The 17,605-nt window shown below is 72.3% G+C and carries 11 protein-coding genes; 3 read left to right on the top strand and 8 right to left on the bottom strand.

The window, feature by feature from the left end; translation table 11 throughout:
- The first annotated feature begins 19 nt into the window (after positions 1 to 19).
- Complete coding sequence (locus ACZ6R6_RS01300; protein ID WP_306857035.1) at positions 20 to 322, top strand: hypothetical protein; 303 nt, start codon at positions 20 to 22, stop codon at positions 320 to 322.
- A 128-nt stretch (positions 323 to 450) separates the two neighbouring features.
- On the opposite strand, the gene ACZ6R6_RS01295 is transcribed toward ACZ6R6_RS01300, so the two are convergent.
- From ACZ6R6_RS01295 to ACZ6R6_RS01285, 3 genes are all read right to left on the bottom strand, one after another.
- Entirely contained in the window at positions 451 to 645 is a 195-nt protein-coding gene (locus ACZ6R6_RS01295) for a DUF3046 domain-containing protein (RefSeq protein WP_470089198.1), read from the bottom strand.
- Between the two features lie 79 nt (positions 646 to 724).
- Positions 725 to 1,213, bottom strand: a complete 489-nt coding sequence (locus ACZ6R6_RS01290; RefSeq protein WP_470089197.1) for a VOC family protein — start codon at positions 1,211 to 1,213, stop codon at positions 725 to 727.
- An 80-nt stretch (positions 1,214 to 1,293) separates the two neighbouring features.
- On the bottom strand, positions 1,294 to 2,631 hold the full coding sequence (locus ACZ6R6_RS01285; RefSeq protein WP_470089195.1) for a pyridoxal phosphate-dependent decarboxylase family protein: 1,338 nt from the start codon (positions 2,629 to 2,631) through the stop codon (positions 1,294 to 1,296).
- A gap of 132 nt (positions 2,632 to 2,763) precedes the next feature.
- On the opposite strand from ACZ6R6_RS01285, the gene ACZ6R6_RS01280 reads away from it, so the two are divergent.
- Positions 2,764 to 7,461 (top strand): ATP-dependent helicase, encoded by a 4,698-nt coding sequence (locus tag ACZ6R6_RS01280; protein ID WP_470089193.1) that lies wholly within the window; start codon positions 2,764 to 2,766, stop codon positions 7,459 to 7,461.
- Positions 7,462 to 7,536: 75 nt separating this feature from the next.
- Here ACZ6R6_RS01280 and bla read toward each other — a convergent pair whose 3' ends face one another.
- The 4 genes from bla to ACZ6R6_RS01260 all read right to left on the bottom strand — a co-directional run bounded on the left by bla (position 7,537) and on the right by ACZ6R6_RS01260 (position 11,216).
- Positions 7,537 to 8,544: a class A beta-lactamase gene (bla, locus tag ACZ6R6_RS01275; RefSeq protein ID WP_470089191.1), complete on the bottom strand. Its 1,008-nt coding sequence runs from the start codon at positions 8,542 to 8,544 to the stop codon at positions 7,537 to 7,539.
- Between the two features lie 257 nt (positions 8,545 to 8,801).
- Entirely contained in the window at positions 8,802 to 10,016 is a 1,215-nt protein-coding gene (locus ACZ6R6_RS01270) for an MFS transporter (protein ID WP_470089189.1), read from the bottom strand.
- Positions 10,017 to 10,034: 18 nt separating this feature from the next.
- Positions 10,035 to 10,232 carry a hypothetical protein gene (locus ACZ6R6_RS01265; RefSeq protein WP_470089187.1) on the bottom strand — a complete coding sequence of 66 codons (198 nt, stop codon included), beginning with the start codon at positions 10,230 to 10,232 and terminating at the stop codon, positions 10,035 to 10,037.
- Between the two features lie 93 nt (positions 10,233 to 10,325).
- A complete protein-coding gene (locus ACZ6R6_RS01260; RefSeq protein ID WP_470089185.1) occupies positions 10,326 to 11,216 on the bottom strand; it encodes an EamA family transporter in 891 nt (296 codons plus the stop codon).
- Positions 11,217 to 11,329: 113 nt separating this feature from the next.
- On the opposite strand from ACZ6R6_RS01260, the gene ACZ6R6_RS01255 reads away from it, so the two are divergent.
- Positions 11,330 to 11,857, top strand: coding sequence for a MarR family winged helix-turn-helix transcriptional regulator (locus tag ACZ6R6_RS01255; protein WP_470089183.1), 528 nt, complete (start codon positions 11,330 to 11,332; stop codon positions 11,855 to 11,857).
- A 181-nt stretch (positions 11,858 to 12,038) separates the two neighbouring features.
- Here the strand turns inward: ACZ6R6_RS01255 and ACZ6R6_RS01250 are convergent, their stop codons facing one another.
- Positions 12,039 to 17,546, bottom strand: a complete 5,508-nt coding sequence (locus tag ACZ6R6_RS01250) for an amino acid adenylation domain-containing protein (RefSeq protein ID WP_470089181.1) — start codon at positions 17,544 to 17,546, stop codon at positions 12,039 to 12,041.
- Positions 17,547 to 17,605 lie beyond the last annotated feature (59 nt).

Below are 17,605 nucleotides of genomic sequence, written 5' to 3'. Positions count from 1 at the left end.
ACCGGGCTGACCTGGGGTGATGCTGGAGGCAAACGACTCCGAGGTGCCCGACGTGACCGCTGCGTTCGCCCAGCAACGCCTGGCCCGCCTTGAGGCCCTGGCCGCCGAGCTGTCCGGCCGGGGGCTGGTGGGACGCATCGTCGGGGCCACCGCTCCCGTGCTCTGGGTGTGGCATCCGGGCAGCGGGAGACAGACGATCGTCTTCGCCAGCCCGGCCAGGGAGGGCTGGCTCTTCCTGTGGTCGCCGGACGGACAGGAGAGCGCCGAGGCCCCCGGCCACGTGGCCGAGCTGGTGCGGAAGCTGCTGGACCGCGCCTCCTGACCGCACTCCCCGGGGAGAGCTCCGGCGCCTTCCACCGGTCGCGCTCTCGGGCCCCACACAGCCCTTCGACACAGCCGGCCGGCACGGCCCTTCAGCACGACCGACCGGCGCAGCCCTTCAGCAGCCCTTCAGTGGAGCCGTGCGGAGACGTCGGACACCCCGCACACGGCCCGCCAGACCTCCTTGGCGGCGATGCCGTCGGCCAGCGCCTGGTTCACCGTCCGGCCGCCGAGGTCGGCGATGACGTAGTCACGGGCCCATGACTCGGCATAAGAGTCGCCGAAGTGTAGTTTCATCCGGTTCCAGAACTCCGACAGGCGCATCCTCCAAGTGTGGCCCCTCCCGGCCGCGCCCATGACCGCCGGTTCCTCCTCCGGAGCGCCGCCCCGTCCCGCCGGGGCCTCAGATGACGCGGAAGCCGTACATCTCGCCGAGCGGGTCGGCGAGCAGCTCCAGGCGGGCTCCGTCGGGGTCCCTGAAGTAGATCGACGCGCCGCTCTCGATCCGGTGCGGCACGCCCTCCGCCTCCAGCTTGCCCCGCAGCCGCTCCCAGGTCGACGGGTCCACCGAGATGGCGATGTGGTGGAGCCCGCCGAGGACCTCCTTGTAGGGACCGAGGTCCAGGCCCGGGAAGTCGAAGAAGGCCAGCAGGTTGCCGTTGCCGACGTCGAAGAAGAAGTGGTTCGACCCCCGGTGGTCGCGGTTTTCGAAGATCTCCGTGAGGGGGAACTCCAGGAGGTCCTGGTAGAACGCGATCGTCGCCTCGACGTCGGAGGAGATCAGCGCGAAGTGGTGCAGACCCCTCGCGCTGCTCGGCGGGCGGTGCTCCCGCAGACGTTCCGCCTTGATCCGCTCACGCGCCGTCTCCACGGCCGGCTGGTCGATGCTCATCGCTGGCTCACCGCTCAATGCGTCGGATGCTCGTCTGGTCTCTATCTCCGTGACGGGACGCGATGAACCTTCCCCAGCCGTCACGCCATGGTGGCGAGGATCTCCTCCACGATCTCCATGGACGTGCCGGGGTGCAGGAACGCGAACCTGGCCACGGTCTCGCCCTCCCAGCCGGTCGGCGTGACGAAGCCGATCTGCCCGGCGAGCAGCCGCTCGGACCACTCGTAGTAGTCCCGGGCCGTCCAGCCGGTGCGCCGGAACAGCACGGCCGACAGCTCGGGCTCCCGGATCAGCTCCAGGTGCCCGGAGCCGTCGATCAGCGCGGCGGTCTCGCGGGCGAGCGTCAGCCCCTTCTCGATCGCCTCGGTGTAGGCGTCGGTGCCGTTGACCGCGAGGGAGAACCAGAGCGGCAGGCCGCGGGCGCGCCGGGTCAGGTGGTAGGCGTAGTCGGTGGGATTCCACTCGTCGCCCTCGGTGTGCAGGACGTCGAGATAGGAGGCGTCCTGGGTGTGCACGGCGCGGGCCAGGCGGGGGTCGCGGTAGAGCAGGGCCGCGCAGTCGAAGGGCGCGAACAGCCACTTGTGCGGGTCGACGACGAAGGAGTCGGCGTGCTCGACGCCCGCGTAGCGGTGGCGGATCGAGGGGGCGAACAGTCCGGCGCCGCCGTACGCGCCGTCCACGTGGAACCAGAGGCCGCGCTCGCGGGCGACCTCGGCGATCCCGGCGAGGTCGTCGATGATGCCCGCGTTGGTGGTGCCCGAGGTGGCGACCACCGCGACCACGGTGGAGGGGTCGGGGTCGGCCGCCAGCGCCGCGCGCAGGGCCTCGCCGGTGAGGCGGTGGTCGGAGGAGGGCACGACGAGGGCGTCCACGTCGATGATGCGCAGGGTGTTGGAGATCGAGGAGTGCGCCTGGTCGCTGACCGCGACGCGCAGGCGGCCCTCCGGACGCGCGCGCCGGGCGGTGTCGCGGGCCACGACGAGTGCGGACAGGTTGCCGGCCGAGCCGCCGGAGACGAAGCAGCCGCCCGCGCCGGCCGGCAGCCCCGCCCTGTCGGCGAGCAGGCGGAGCACCTGGTTCTCCGCGGCGATCGCGCCGGAGGCCTCCAGCCAGGAGATGCCCTGCAGCGAGGCACAGGAGACGACCATGTCGAACAGCAGGGCGGCCTTGGTCGGCGCGGCCGGGACGAACGACAGGAACCGGGGGCTGTCGGCGGAGATGACCGCCGGGGCCAGCTGGGTCGCGTAGACGTCCAGGACCTTCTCCGGGTCGGTGCCCCCGGGGGTGATGAGTCCGGCCAGGGCGGCGTCGAGCTTGTCCTTCACGCCGGGGTTGTCGAGGGGGACGGGATCGAGGGCGAGCCGCTCCCTCATGTAGGAGAAGACCAGGTCGGTCAGGCGCTCGTCATAGCTGTGCACCCGAGAATTATGCGGACAAAACAGCTAAAACGGGTAATAGATACCTAAGATCACTTAACATCATTTTTCTCCCACCCGTACGGCCGCGTCCCGGCGGCCGGTTCTGTCGGTGGGGCGATGCACTATGGAGCGATGACCGGATCAGCGCTCGACCACTTCAGCCCCGTGACCAGGGAGTGGTTCGCCGGAGCCTTCGCCGCGCCCACCGCCGCCCAGGAGGGGGCGTGGTCCTCGATCGCCCGGGGGGACAACACGCTCGTGGTCGCGCCCACCGGGTCCGGCAAGACGCTGGCCGCGTTCCTGTGGTCGCTCGACCGGCTGGCCGCCGAGCGGATGGCCCCGGCCGCCGGTGGCGGGCCCGCCGCCCCGGCCTCCGGTGACGCCCCGGGCACCGTGGGCGGGCGCGGGCGGGCGGGCAAGGACGGCGGCCCGGCCCGGCTGTGCCGGGTGCTCTACGTGTCACCGCTCAAAGCCCTGGCCGTGGACGTCGAGCGCAACCTCCGGGCGCCGCTGGCCGGGATGCGGCAGACCGCGCGGCGGCTCGGGCTCACCGTGCCGGAGATCTCGGTGGCGATCCGGTCGGGCGACACCTCGCCGGAGGAGCGGCGCCGTTTCGCGGCCAAGCCCTCGGACATCCTCATCACGACCCCCGAGTCGCTGTTCCTGCTGCTGACGAGCCAGGCCCGCGAGGCACTGAGGGGCGTGGAGACGGTCATCGTCGACGAGGTGCACGCCGTGGCGGCCACCAAGCGCGGCGCCCACCTGGCCCTCAGCCTGGAGCGGCTCGACGCCCTGCTGCCCCACCCCGCGCAGCGTGTCGGCCTGTCGGCGACGGTGCGGCCGGTGAGCGAGGTGGCCGCCTTCCTCGGCGGCCCCCGCCCGGCGGCGGTGGTCCAGCCGCCCTCGGAGAAGGTGATCGAGGTCGAGGTGGTCGTCCCCGTCGAGGACATGACGGAGCTCGACGGCGCCCCGCGCCCGGCCCGCTCCGGCGACGACGACCAGTGGCTGATCGAGCCCCCGGCCCGGCGCTCCATCTGGCCGCACGTGGAGGAGCGGCTGCTCGACCTGATCGGGGGTCACCGCTCGACGATCGTGTTCGCCAACTCCCGGCGGCTGGCCGAGCGGCTGTGCACCCGCCTCAACGAGCTGGCGTGGGAGCGGGAGGCGGGCGGGGCCGGGGCCGCGCAGCCGGCGGAGCCGGCGCACTGGGCCGAGGGGTTCCCCTCGCCGCCGGCGTCCCTGTCCACCCCGGCCGCGATGATGGCGCAGGCCGGCGCCTCCAAGGGCGCGGTCCCGGAGATCGTGCGGGCCCACCACGGGTCGGTGTCGAAGGAGGAGCGCTCCCAGATCGAGGAGGCGCTCAAGTCCGGGCGGCTGCCCGCCGTGGTCGCGACCTCCAGCCTGGAGCTCGGCATCGATATGGGCTCGGTGGACCTGGTCGCCTGCGTGGAGTCGCCGCCGAGCGTGGCCAGCGGCCTGCAGCGGATCGGCCGGGCCGGGCACCAGGTGGGGGCCGTCTCACGTGGCGTGATCTTCCCCAAATACCGCGGCGACCTGGTGCAGACGGCCGTGGTGGCCGAGCGGATGAAGAGCGGGGAGATCGAGGAGCTCCGCTACCCGCGCAACCCGCTCGACGTGCTCGCCCAGCAGATCGTGGCGATGACCGCGCTGGAGGAGTGGACGGTCGACGAGCTGGAGACCGTCGTACGGCGCGCCGCGCCGTACCGGACCCTGCCCCGCAGCGCGCTGGAGGCGACGCTCGACATGCTCGCCGGGCGCTACCCGAGCGAGGAGTTCGCCGAGCTGCGCCCGCGCATCGTCTGGGACCGGGTCACCGGCGTCCTGCAGGGCCGGCCCGGCACCCAGCGGCTGGCCGTGACCAACGGCGGCACGATCCCCGACCGCGGGCTGTTCGGCGTGTTCCTGGTCGGGGAGCGGGCCTCGCGGGTGGGCGAGCTCGACGAGGAGATGGTCTACGAGTCCCGGGCCGGCGACGTGTTCGTGCTGGGCGCGACCTCCTGGCGGATCGAGGACATCACGGCCGACCGGGTGCTGGTCTCCCCCGCGCCCGGGCAGCCGGGCAAGCTGCCGTTCTGGCACGGCGACAGCGCGGGGCGCCCGGCGGAGCTGGGCCGGGCGATCGGCGCGTTCCTGCGCGAGATGTCCGGCGCGGACGCCGGCTCCGGCGCCACGGAGCGGATCAGGGCGGCGGGGCTCGACGGGTCGGCCACGGCCAACCTGCTGTCCTACCTGGCCGAGCAGCGGGAGGCCACCGGATACGTGCCCGACGACCGGACGCTGGTGGCCGAGCGCTTCCACGACGAGCTGGGCGACTGGCGGGTCGTGGTGCACTCGCCGTACGGGGCGCGGATCCACGCGCCGTGGGCTCTGGCGATCGGGCGGCGGCTGCGGGAGCGCTACGGCGTCGACGTCCAGGCCGTGCACTCCGACGACGGGATCGTGCTGCGCATCCCCGACACGCTCTCCGGCCCCCCGACGGAGGTCGCGATCTTCGACGCGGAGGAGATCGAGCAGATCGTCACCGAGGAGCTCGGCGGCTCGGCGCTGTTCGCCGCGCGGTTCCGGGAGTGCGCGGGACGGTCGCTGCTGCTGCCGCGCCGCACCCCCGGCAAGCGCACCCCGCTGTGGCAGCAGCGGCAGCGGGCCTCGCACCTGCTCGACGTGGCAGGCCGCTACGGCTCGTTCCCGGTGGTGCTGGAGACGATGCGCGAGTGCCTGCAGGACGTCTTCGACGTGCCGGGGCTGGTCCGGCTCATGCGGGACATCTCGGCGCGGCGCGTGCGGCTGGTGGAGGTCGAGACCTCCCAGGCGTCGCCGTTCGCGGCGTCCCTGCTGTTCAACTACGTCGGCGCGTTCATGTACGAGGGGGACGCCCCCCTGGCCGAGCGCCGCGCCCAGGCGCTCGCGCTCGACACCAACCTGCTGGCCGAGCTGCTGGGCCAGGCCGACCTGCGCGAGCTGCTCGACCCGGAGGTGATCGCCGAGACCGAGCGCGAGCTGGCCCGGCTGGACCGGCCGCTCCGCGACGCCGAGGACCTGGCCGACCTGCTCCGCGCCCAGGGCCCCCTGGTCGAGGCCGACGTGAGCCTGCGCGGGGGTGACCCGGCCTGGCTGACCGGCCTGGAGAGCTCCCGGCGGGCGATCAGGGTGCGGGTGGCCGGGCAGGAGCAGTGGGCGGCGATCGAGGACGCCGCCCGGCTGCGCGACGCGCTCGGCGTGCCGCTCCCGGTGGGGGTGCCGCACGCCTTCCTGGAGCCGGTGGACGACCCGCTGGGCGACCTGGTCGCCAGGCACGCCCGCACGCGGACCCCGTTCTCGGCGGGCACGGCCGCCGCCAGGTTCGGCCTCGGCCCGGCGGTCGTCACCGACGCCCTGCGCCGTCTGGCCGTCGCGGGCCGGGTGGTGAGCGGGGAGTTCAGGCCGGGCGGCCGGGGCGAGGAGTGGTGCGACTCCGGGGTGCTGCGGATGCTGCGCCGCAGGTCCCTGGCCAGGCTCCGCAAGGAGGTGGAGCCGGTCTCCGCCGAGACGCTGGCCGCCTTCGCCCCCGCCTGGCACGGCATCACCGGCGCCCCGCAGCGGGGCAGGCCGCCGATCGACGCGCTGGTGAGCGCGGTCGAGCAGTTGCAGGGCGCGGCGGTGCCCGCCTCGGCGCTGGAGACCCTGATCCTGCCCTCCCGGGTGCCCGGATACGACCCGTCGCTGCTGGATGAGCTGACCTCCTCCGGCGAGGTCGTCTGGGCCGGGCAGGGCTCGCTGCCGGGCGGGGACGGCTGGGTGGCCCTGTATTTCGCCGACACCGCCCCCCTGCTGATGCCCGAGCCGTCCGAGATCACCATGACCCCGCTGCACGAGGCCGTCCTGTCGGTCCTCGGCGGCGGGGGCGCGCTGTTCTTCCGCGACCTGGCGGGCCGGGTCGGCGCGCTGACGGCCGGCGCGGTCCCGGACGACATGGTGCTGGCGGCGGCGGTGTGGGACCTGGTGTGGGCCGGGCGGATCACCGGTGACACGCTCGCGCCGCTGCGGGCCACGCTCGGCACCGGCCGTCCCGCCCACCGGCCGGCCACGACGCGCAGGCGGCGGCCGGTGCTGCCCACCCGGAGCGGGCCGCCGACCGTCGGCGGGCGCTGGTGGCTGCTGCCCGCGACGGCGGGCGAGCCGACCCAGCGGGCGCAGGCCCAGGCCGAGGTGCTTTTGGAGCGGCACGGCGTGGTGACCCGGGGCGCGGTCGCCGCCGAGCGGCTGCCCGGCGGGTTCGCCGCCGTCTACCAGGTGCTCCGCGCCTTCGAGGAGAGCGGCCGGTGCCGCCGGGGCTACTTCGTCGAGGGGCTGGGCGGTGCCCAGTTCGCCCTCCCCGGAGCCGTCGACCGCATGCGCGCCGCCTCGGCGCCGCCCGCGCCGGCCGCGCCCGACCCGTGGAGCACCCGCAGGCCGGAGGGCAACGGCCGGCGGGCGGTGGTGCTGGCGGCGGCCGACCCGGCCAACCCCTACGGCGCGGCCCTGCCGTGGCCCGGCCGTCCCGGGGAGGCCTCCCACAAGCCGGGCCGGAAGGCGGGCTCGCTGGTGGTGCTCGTCGACGGGCACCTGGTGCTCTACGTCGAGCGCGGCGGCAAGACCCTGCTGTCCTTCTCCGACGACGACCGCCTCCAGCCCGCCGTGGACGCCCTGGCGCTGGCCGTACGCGACGGCGCCCTCGGCAAGCTGACCGTGGAACGCGCGGACGGCGCCGCCATCAACGACTCCCCGCTGGGCGCCGCGCTGGAGGCCGCCGGTTTCCACCCGACCCCCCGGGGCCTGCGCCTGCGGGCCTAGCGGTCCGCTGAGGAGCTCGGTCTGGGCCGCCGGGCCCCGTGTCGTCCGGCGCGGGGCCGGACCACGCGTGGGCTCCTAGCCGAGCTTGCCGAGGGCGCGGGCGAGGATGGTGGCGGTGTCGGCGATGACCTTGTTGTCGTTGGGGGCGTCGGCGGCGCGGTGGGTGGTGTAGATGGCCATGATCAGCGGGGAGGCGGACTCGGAGGTCCGGATGACGGCGATGTCGTTGGTGGATCCGTAGTGCGAGGAGGCGCCGGTCTTGTCGCCGATGATCCAGGTCTTGGGCAGTCCGGCGCGGATGCGCTCGTCGCCGGTCTTGTTCGCGCGCAGCCACGCGTTCAGCCGCGCCCGGTCCCTGGCGTCGAGCGCGTTGCCGAGGGTGACTTCCCGCAGGCTCCGGGCCATGGCGGCGGGGGTGGTGGTGTCCCGCTTCTCCTTGGGGTCCCAGTCGTTGAGCTCGGTCTCCCAGCGGTCCAGACGGGAGATCGGGTCCTTCAGCGTGCGGAGGTATTTCGTCAGTCCCGCCGGCCCGCCGATCTGCTTCAGCAGCATGTTGCCCGCGGTGTTGTCGCTGAGGGTGATGGCGGCCTCGCACAGTTGGGCGACGGTCATCCCGTCCTCCACGTGCTTCTCGGTCACCGGCGAGTTCTCCTTCACCTCACCGGCCTTCCAGTGGACGACCCGGTCCATCAGCTCGGGGTCGGAGGTGCGGGCCTTGTGCAGCACCGCGGCGGCCGCCAGCGCCTTGAAGGTGGAGAGCAACGGGAAGCGCTCGCCGGACCGGTAGGTGACCGTCTCGCCGGTGGCCGTGTCGAGGACGTAGGCGCCGATGCGGCTCTGGGAGGAGGCTTCCAGCGCGCGCAGCCGGGCGCGCGCGTCCGCCTGGTGGGACGGCCCCCGCAGGTCTTCGAGGACTGCCTGCCCGCTCCCCGTCCCGGCCAGGGCCGTCGCGGCCTGCGGGACCGCCTGGCTGTCGGCCGAGGCGGCGTCCACGCCATAGGCGGTGCCACCCACCAGGATGGAGATCGCCAGCCCGGTCGCCTTCAGGCTCGCGGGGAGGCGGCGGGCGTCAAGGTGTCGCATTCCATGTCCTTGCTCTTGATCAGCAGATGTAGGGAGCCAACCAGACGGGATTGAATGATGTCCAATATCGATATAAGTAAAATATCAATATTGATTTGGATATCAATGCAGCTCACGCCATCTCTGAGGGGCCTCGCCGCGGAGACCGCGGGCGCTCGCCGGGGGCGCGGGCGGTCAGGGCCCGGCACCCCAGGGCTGCCGGGAGCGGAAGGGCTCCGTGTATGCCCCCGCTCCCTCATCGGGACCGGAGGGCCGGCTCATCCACTGACGGCCAACGCGTCATCGGAGACGGCGCGTGAGGTCTTGCGGCGAGTGCTGAGCGTGACGAGCAGCGAGGCCGCTATCAGCGCCGCACCGAACCAGAAGGCACTCCTGACACCGAAATGATCGGCGAACAGTCCGCCGAAAAGCGCTCCGAGCGCAATGGATGTGTTGTATCCCAAGGTGTTGAGTGACATGGCGGCTTCAAAGGTGTCGGGCGCGGCGGCCAGCGTCATGTTGATCTGGCACAGGTTCAGGGCGCCGAAGGAGACTCCCCAGAGGGCCACCGAGACGATCAGGCCGACCTGTCCGTGACCGATCGTGAGCAGCAACAGCAAGGACGCCACGAGCCCCGCGCAGGCGGCGACGAAGCTGGCCCTCAAGTTTTTGGTCACGGTGTATCCGGCGATGAAGTTTCCGGCCGCGCCTCCGACGCCATAGATCACCAGCAACGCGGTGATGAAGGCGGGCCCGGCGGATGAATTGTTCTCGGCGAAGGGTCGTATGAACGTGTACGCCCCGAAATGGCCGAGCACGTACAGCGCGACGGCAAAGATCACCAGACGTAGCCGCACGTTTCTGAGGGGGAGCCCGAAGACCTCCCGGACCGAGACCGCGTTCTCCGACGGCAGTGACGGGACTACGGCGGCGACCGCGAGGAACACCAGCACACTGAGGCCGCTCCAGATGAGGAACGTGGTCCGCCAGCCGGCGAGGCTTTCAAGGAACGTTCCCAGCGGCATGCCCACCACCGTGGCGATCGAGATGCCGGACAGCGCGACCGCGGCCGCCCTGCTCGCGTGGCGTTCCGGAACCAGGCGCATCGCCATGCTCACGCCTATGGCCCAGAAAACCCCGTTGGCGAATCCCATGATGAGCCGTGTTGTCAGGACGAGCGGAAAGTTCGGCGAGACGGCGGTGATCAGGTTTCCCAGGGCCAATATCGCCAGTAGCGCGGACAGCAGCACGCGCCGGTTGACGCGCCTGGTCCAGGCCACGATGAACGGGACGCCCAGCCCGGCCGAGATGCCGTACAGAGTGACCATCAGCCCGGCGACCCCCACCGATATCCCCAGGTTCACGCTTACCGGAGTAAGCAGACCGACGGGCATCAGCTCAGTGGTGACGAAGACGAACAGACTGGCTGTGATGATAGAGACACCCAGCCACGACCTCAGGGTCGAGTGCGGGTGTTCATCGTGTGTGGCCATTTCTTCTCTCTGGTTGTCTCAGGTTTCAGACTTACGGATGAACAGATGAATAGATGAACAGATGAAGGGTGAAGCACGGTGTTTCAGGCCGCGTTCATCGAGCTCTGCACGCGAACGCGTGATGGGGTTGAAGGAGCCGTGGATGATGACGTCGAATTCCGTCGCCACCAATGGTCGGCCGGCGGCGATGACGTCCGGGATCTCTTCGCCGGACACCGATGGACCCGCTCGGGGTGTCGCCCAGGTGTCATCATGAGCGCCCCCGCCGTCCACGGTGGTTCCGCTCCGGGTGCCGCGGGGCTGTCGCCGTCAGGTGGTCACCGGGTGGAGCTCTCGCGGGCCGACCGGTCGGGGTTGCGCGAGCAGCACGGCACCGATGATCACCACGATCCCGGCCAGCTGCAGAATCGACAACGTCTGGTGGAGGAACAGATATCCGAGGAGGGTCGCGACGATCGGGCTGCCCAGGGCAAGGAAGGAGACCGCCAGTGCCGGCAACCTCTCTATCCCGCGGAACCAGATCGCATAGCTGACGACGGCGCCCAGGGAGATGAGATAGCCGAACCCGATGATGTTGGTTCCGCTGATGGCGGTCGGCAGCCCTTCGACGGACAGCGTGAAGGGCAACAGCACGAGTCCGCCCGCGGTGAGCTGCCAGCCGGTGTAGGGAAGCAGCCCCACCCCGTCCGGGCGTCCCCACAGTTTGGTCAGCGTGATGCCGGCCGCCATGCTGGCCGCTCCGGCCAGCGCCGCCGCCACACCGACGGCGTCCAGTGCCGCCGCCCCCTTGAGCACGAGCAACACGACGCCGCCCGCGCCGAGGACACAGGCCGCCACGTGCGTATACCGAATCCTGTCCCCGATGAGCAGCGCCGCAAGGACCAGCACGAGCATCGGCTGCACCGCCATGATCATTGCCGCGACACCACCCGGCAGGCGGTAGGCCGCGACGAACAACAGGAAGTTGAACGCGCCGATGTTGAGCGTTCCGAGCGCCAGGGCGCGCCACAGCCATATCCCGGCCGGCAGCGTGCGGGCGGCGGCCAGCAGGACCAGGCCCGCGGGAAGCGCCCGCACGGTGGCGGCCAGCAGGGGACGGTCCGGCGGCAACCACTCCGTCGTCACCAGATAGGTGCTTCCCCAGATCGCCGGCGCCAGCGCCGTCACACCCGCGGCAAGGAGTTGCCGGCCGCTGTTCATGCCACACCGCCCTCCGTGTCGAATCACCGGTCACCGAAGTCGCCGGCGCCAGGCGACAGACGGTTAGTTTCCGTGGAAGATACATTACTTTCCGCGGAAGGTATAGTCAAACCATGCCTCAGGACATCGACCCCTTCGCCTCGCGCACCGACGCCGACGCGGTTGATCGCATCGTCGGTCAGTGGCGCCGGGAGCGGCCCGACCTCGACCCCAGTCCGATGCACGTGATCGGACGCATCGCCCGCCTGCACTGGGCGCTGGACGAGCGGCTGTGCCGGGTCTTCGAGCGCTACGACCTGGGCAGGGGCGAGTTCGACATGCTCGCCACGCTGCGCCGCTCCGGCCCTCCCTTCGAGCTGACCGCCGGCGAGCTGCGCGATTCGGCGATGGTCACCTCGGGGGCGGTGACCAAGCGGATCGACCGGCTGGAACGCGCCGGGCTGGTCAGTCGCCGAGCGGCCGAGGATGACGCGCGGGGCCGGCTGATCCGGCTCACCCACCGGGGTCGGGAGCTCATCGACGAGGCGGTCGAGCAGCACGTCCGGAACGAGACGCGACTACTGGCCGGGCTGACCGCCGACGAGCGGAGCACCCTGACCGATCTGCTGCGCAAGCTGGGCCGGACGCTGCCGGGCGAGTAGCGGCTGGTGGTGTCGCCCGACCGGCGGGACCACCGCGCCGCCGGGGGAGCCCGCGTCCCTGTGACGCGCACGCCCGCCGGCCCGGCCCATGGAGACCGGGCCGGCGGGCGCGGACATCACATCTGACCAGGACGGCGGGCGCGGACCCCGTACTACGACCGGGCCGGCGGGCGCGGGCGGCTCACCTCCGTACGGCGACCGCCTCGACGGCCGGCTCCGCGGCCGGTCCGTGGCGCTGCTGCAGGGTCTGGAAGCCGACCAGGTCGTCCGGGAGCGCGTCCGGCACGTCCACGTCGAACCGCGACAGCGTCCGGGTGCGCATCGCGACCAGCGCGGTTACGGCGATGGCGACCGCGAACAGCACGTACATCAGGCCGACGCCCCGGCCCTCGCCGGTGCCGAGCACGAGGCCGACCGTGTCGGCCAGCGGGCCGCCGGGCAGCAGCAGCGGCTCGAACAGGGCGCTGCCGTACGGCGCGACCAGGCCGAAGCCGATGGGCAGCGTGGACCAGGCGATCAGCGTGTTGAGCGCGATGACCCGGCCGTGGAAGCGCTGCGGCACCTTGACCTGGATGATCGTGGCGTAGACGCCGTTGAGCATGGTCAGCCAGAACGACATGCCGAACGCGCCGACCGCGATCACGACCAGGTTCTGCTGGAGGCCGGTGACCAGGCAGAAGACGGCGAGGATCACGGTGGACAGCAGCACGCCGCGCAGTCGCCGCCGGCGCGGGCCGCCCCAGACGGTCATGGTCAGGCCGCCGAGGAAGACGCCCAGGCCACCGGCGAAGGAGATCCGGCCGACGTCCTGCAGCGTGGCGAAGCCCAGGACCAGCGGGGAGATGAGCAGGAACAGCGGGGACAGGAAGACGTTCAGCACCGCGAAGAAGAAGAGCATGCCGCGGAAGCCCCGGCTGCCCCAGGAGAACCTCCACCCCTCCACCATCTCGGAGACCAGGGACTCCCTGCGCTTCCAGGCCATCGTCTTCGGGAAGCGGACCAGCAGCAGCACCGCGATGGCGAAGGCGTAGGAGACGACGTCCAGGACGAGGATGCCCTCCAGACCGATCACGGCCATCAGGCCGACCGCGACCAGCGGGACGACGAGCTGGGCGGTGCCGGTCACCATCTGGACGACGCCGTTGGCGTGGCCGAGGAAGCGTTTGGGGACGAGCTGGGGGACGGCCGAGTTGTAGGCCAGGCGCTGGAAGGTGAGCGCGACCGACAGCAGCACCAGCAGCGGGTAGATGTGCCAGACCTCCAGGTTGCCGGTCCACAGCAGGATCCCGAGGGCGAGCTGGGTGCCGAACGCGCCGGCGTCTCCGGCGAGCATGACCTTGCGCCGGTCGTAGCGGTCGACGAGGGCGCCCGCGATCGGGGAGACCAACATGCCGGGGACCAGCGCGAGGACCGAGAACAGGGCGAACCTGGCGAGTGAGCCGGTGGTGACGTAGATCCACAGCGGGACCGCGAACTCGGTCAGCGACGACCCGACGATCGAGACGAGCTGCCCCGCGGCCACCGTGGCGAACCGCTTCATGCTGGGCTCCGGCCCCCGCCCCCCGGCCGGGACCGCCCCGCCTCCCGGCCCGGCCCGCTCGGGTCCGGCCTGCTCGGGGACGTCCGGGACAGACCCGGCCCGCTCGGGGATCTCCGACGTGGTCTGCTCGGGGGTGTCCGGGACGGACGTGGCCCGGCCGGTCGCGCTCTGGTCGGAGACCCCGCCGAGCCACCAGGTGGACCGGTCCGTACGGCCCAGCGCGGCGGTCTCGCCGGAGGCGATGGCCCGGTGCGTGCCGGTGACGATGGCGGAGAGCTCCTCGGCCCGGTATTTCAGGAAGAAGTGACCGGCCTCGTCCAGGACGACCACGGCGGTGGAGTCGGTGAGGAGATGCCACTCACGGTAGCGCTCCTGGTAGAACTCGGTGGCCGGGTCGCGCTCGCCCGCCACGGATATGATCGGCGCCCTGAGCGGCTCGACGCCTTCGGCGAACAGACTGGTGAAGTAGCGCTCGGCCTCCTTAGTGCCCTTGCGCCGGTTGTCGATCATCAGCTTGAGCTGGTCGCGGTCGAGGTCCTCGACGTCGAGACCGGCGGCCTGGAGGGCGTTGGCCCAGACCTGGTCGCTGCGGAGGCGGTCGGTCAGGTTCGACAGCCAGGCCAGCGTCGAGGCGGGCCGGGCGAAGGGGAAGATGCCGCCGAGGTAGATGGCCTCGACCGGCCGGCCCGCCGCCTCCAGACGCCGGGCGATCTCCACGGTCAGCATGACGCCGAGCCCGCAGTGGCCGTACAGCGCCAGCGGCCCCCGGATCCCGTCGAGGATCTCCTCCACGCAGCCCTGCGCGACCTCGGCCACCGGCCGGGTCTCCTCGACCAGGCCCATCTCCTGACCGGGGACGGCGACCGCGTGCAGCGCCCAGCCCGCGGGCATGGCGTCGGCCAGCGGCTGGTAGATGGCCGCGCTGCCGCCGCCGTACGGCACGCAGACCAGGGTCGAGGTGGCGGTGCGGGCCGGGGTGAGCCGGTGCAGGAGCATGCGTGGGCCGTCGTCACCGGCCTCGACGAGCCGGGCCAGCTCGCGGACGGTCCGGTGCTTGAACAGGTCCAGGATGCTGACCTGGCGCCCGCCTGCGGGAAGAGCTTTCCGCAGGCGGGCGACCACCTGTGCGGCGAGCAGCGAATGTCCGCCCAGGTCGAAGAAGTCGTCCAGCACGCCGACCTGGACCAGGCCGAGCACCTGGGCCCACACCGCCGCGATCGCCTCTTCCACCGGCGTCTCCGGCGGGACGAACCCGGCCTCCTGGTCGGGCCGCTCCTCGTCGGGCTCGGGCAGTCGGGCCCGGTCGACCTTGCCGTGCGACTTCAGCGGCAGCTCGTCCAGCCAGACGAACCGCCCAGGGATCATGTATTCGGGGAGCCGCTCGCCGAGTGCCGCGCGCAGCTCGCTCACGCTGGTCCGCTCTCCGACGAGATAGCCGATCAGCCGGTCCCCCCGCAGCTCGACGACGGCCTGCGCGACACCGGGCCGGCCGGTGAGGACCGACTCGATCTCCGACAGCTCCACCCGGTAGCCCCGGACCTTCACCTGGAGGTCACGGCGGCCGAGGAAGCACAGGTCTCCCGAGGGCAGCCAGCGGCCGAGGTCGCCGGTCCGGTACATGCGCGCGCTGGGCCCGCCGTACGGGTCGGGCAGGAACCTGTCGGCCGTCAGGCCGGGCTGCCCGAGGTAGCCCCGGGCGAGCCGGTCGCCGCCGAGGTAGATCTCGCCGGTCATGCCGGGCGGGACCAGCCGCAGGTACTCGTCCAGCACGTAGACCCTGGCGCCGGGCAGCGGCCGGCCGATCGGGAGGTTCAGCGCCCGCTCGGCCTCGCCGGTGACGGCGTGGGTGGAGATGCCGACCGTGGCCTCGGTGGGGCCGTAGTGGTTGACCACGGTGGTGTGCGCGCTCAGCTCCCGCGCCCAGCTCCACCTGGACGCCTCGCCGCCGAGGACGAGCAGCTTGCGCGGGAGCAGCTCGGCGGGGTCGGTGACGTCGGGGTCGGCCAGCAGCGAGGCGAGGTGGGAGGGGGTCATCTTCAGGTAGTCGGTACGGCCGAGCTGCCCGGCCAGCTCCTCGACCGGCGACTGCGGGTCGGCCAGGTGCAGCTCGCCGCCGGTCATGAGCGACAGGTAGAAGATCGTCACCCCGAAGTCGAACGAGAGCGACTGCAGCAGCGTGTAGACCGCCGCGGGCTCGACCTCGAACCGCTCCCTGACCCCGGCCAGGTAGTTCAGCACCTGCCGGTGCTGCACCCCGACGCCCTTGGGCCGCCCGGTCGTTCCCGAGGTGTAGATCACATACGCCAGGTGGTCCGCCGTGACCGCGGGCGCCTCGAACGCGCTGTGCCGCAGAGTCTCCTCGTCCAGGCAGACGACCGGCGTCCCCGGGACCAGGTCGCGGAGGGAGGAGGTGGTGACGACGGCGACGGCTCCGGCGTCGCCGAGCATGTGGGCCAGCCGGTCGCGGGGCTGCTTGGGGTCGAGGGGGACGTAGGAGCCGCCCGCCTTCATGACGCCGATGACGGCCGCGGCCAGGTCGGTGGACTGCTCCAGGAAGACGCCGACCCGGGTGTCGGGGCCGACGCCGTACCGGCTCCTCAGCAGGGCGGCGATCCGGGTGGAGCGGTCGTCGAGCCCGGCGTAGGTGAGGGACTCCTCGCCGCAGACCACGGCGGTGGCGCCGGGGGTCAGCGCGGCCTGCGCGGTGACGAGGTCGTGGAGCAGGTCGTGGCCGGCGGGGGCGGGGGCGGTGCTCGACCCGAAGCCCAGGACCCGCTCCCGCTCCTCCTCGGAGAGCAGGGACAGCTCCCCGACCCGCGTCCGCGGGTCCGCCACGATCGACCGCAGCAGCGTCTCGAACCGGGACGCCAGCAGCTCCATGCTCTCCGGGTCGAACAGGGCCGTGCTGTAGGTGAGGTTCCCCACCAGCCCGTCGGGGCTCTCGAACAGGTAGAGGCCCAGGTCGAAGCGGGTGGTCCTGGCCGGCAGGGCGAGGTAGGAGACCCGGCCGTCCTCCTCGCCGGCCTTGAAGTTCTGCAGCGCGAACGTGACCTGGACGAGCGGTGACCGGCTCACGTCGCGGACCACGTTCAGCTCGTTGACGAGCCGGTCGAACGGGAGCTCCTGGTGGGCGAACGCGTCCAGCGCGGTCTCGCGGGTGCGCTCCAGGAACACGCTGAACGGCGGGTCGTCGGCCAGGTCCGCGCGGAGCACGAGCGTGTTGACGAACATGCCGACGACGCCGTCCAGCTCCGGCAGGCCACGGCCCGCGACCGGGGAGCCGACCGCGAAGTCCGACTGCCCCGAGTAGCGGGCCAGCAGCACCTGGAAGGCGGCCAGCAGCGTCATGTACGGCGTGGCGCCGGCGGCCTGGCCCAGCTCGGTGAGCCGCCGGGTGAGGTCGGCGTCCAGCCGGACGTCGAGGGCGGCCCCGGCGTGGCCCTGCTCGGCCGGGCGTGGCCGGTCGGTGGGGAGCTCGATGGCCGGCAGGCCGGCGAGCCGGTCCCGCCAGTGGTCGATCTCCCGGCGGTGGTCGAGCCCGCGCTGCCAGAGGGCGTAGTCGCCGTAGCCGACCGGGGCGGGCGGCGGGACCGCGCCGTCGTGCAGGGCGAGCAGCTCACGGATGATCACATCGGTGGACCAGCCGTCGATGACGGCGTGGTGCGCGGCGATGAGAAGCACGTGGTCGTCCGGTGCGAGCCGGACCAGCACGGTCCGGAAGAGCGGACCGTGCTCCAGGTCGAAAGGGGTGGCGAGGTCGGCGTCGAGCAGCTCGATCGCGGCGTCCAGGTCGGCCGCCTCGGTGACGCGCAGCTCCGCCGGCCGGGGGTCGTCGACCACGAGTTCGGGGGTGCCGTCCTCGGTGGTGAGGAAGCGCGTCCGCAGGGCCTCGTGGCGCGTGACGATCTCGTCCAGCGCCCGGCGCAGCGCGCCGGCGTCCAGTTCGCCGCGTAGGCGCGCCGCGACGGGGACCGTGTAGGTGGTCGTGCCCGGGCGGTACTGCTCCAGGAACCACAGGCGCTCCTGGGCGTGGGACAGGGGCGGGGCGGTCCCCGGAGCCCGGGCCGTGACGGTCCGGGACTCCTCCCGGCGCCGGAGCCGCTGGGCGAGCAGCGCCCGCTTGGCGTCCGACAGCGCGGTCTCGGTCATCGGGATTCCTTATTCCTTAGGCGTGGAGTCCCCGGGCCGTGGCCGCGGGGAGGGGACCG

This window comes from Streptosporangium sp. NPDC048886, assembly GCF_055586905.1.
The sequence above is the reverse complement of the archived record's forward strand: the minus strand, read 5'-3'. Positions and strand labels throughout refer to the sequence as shown.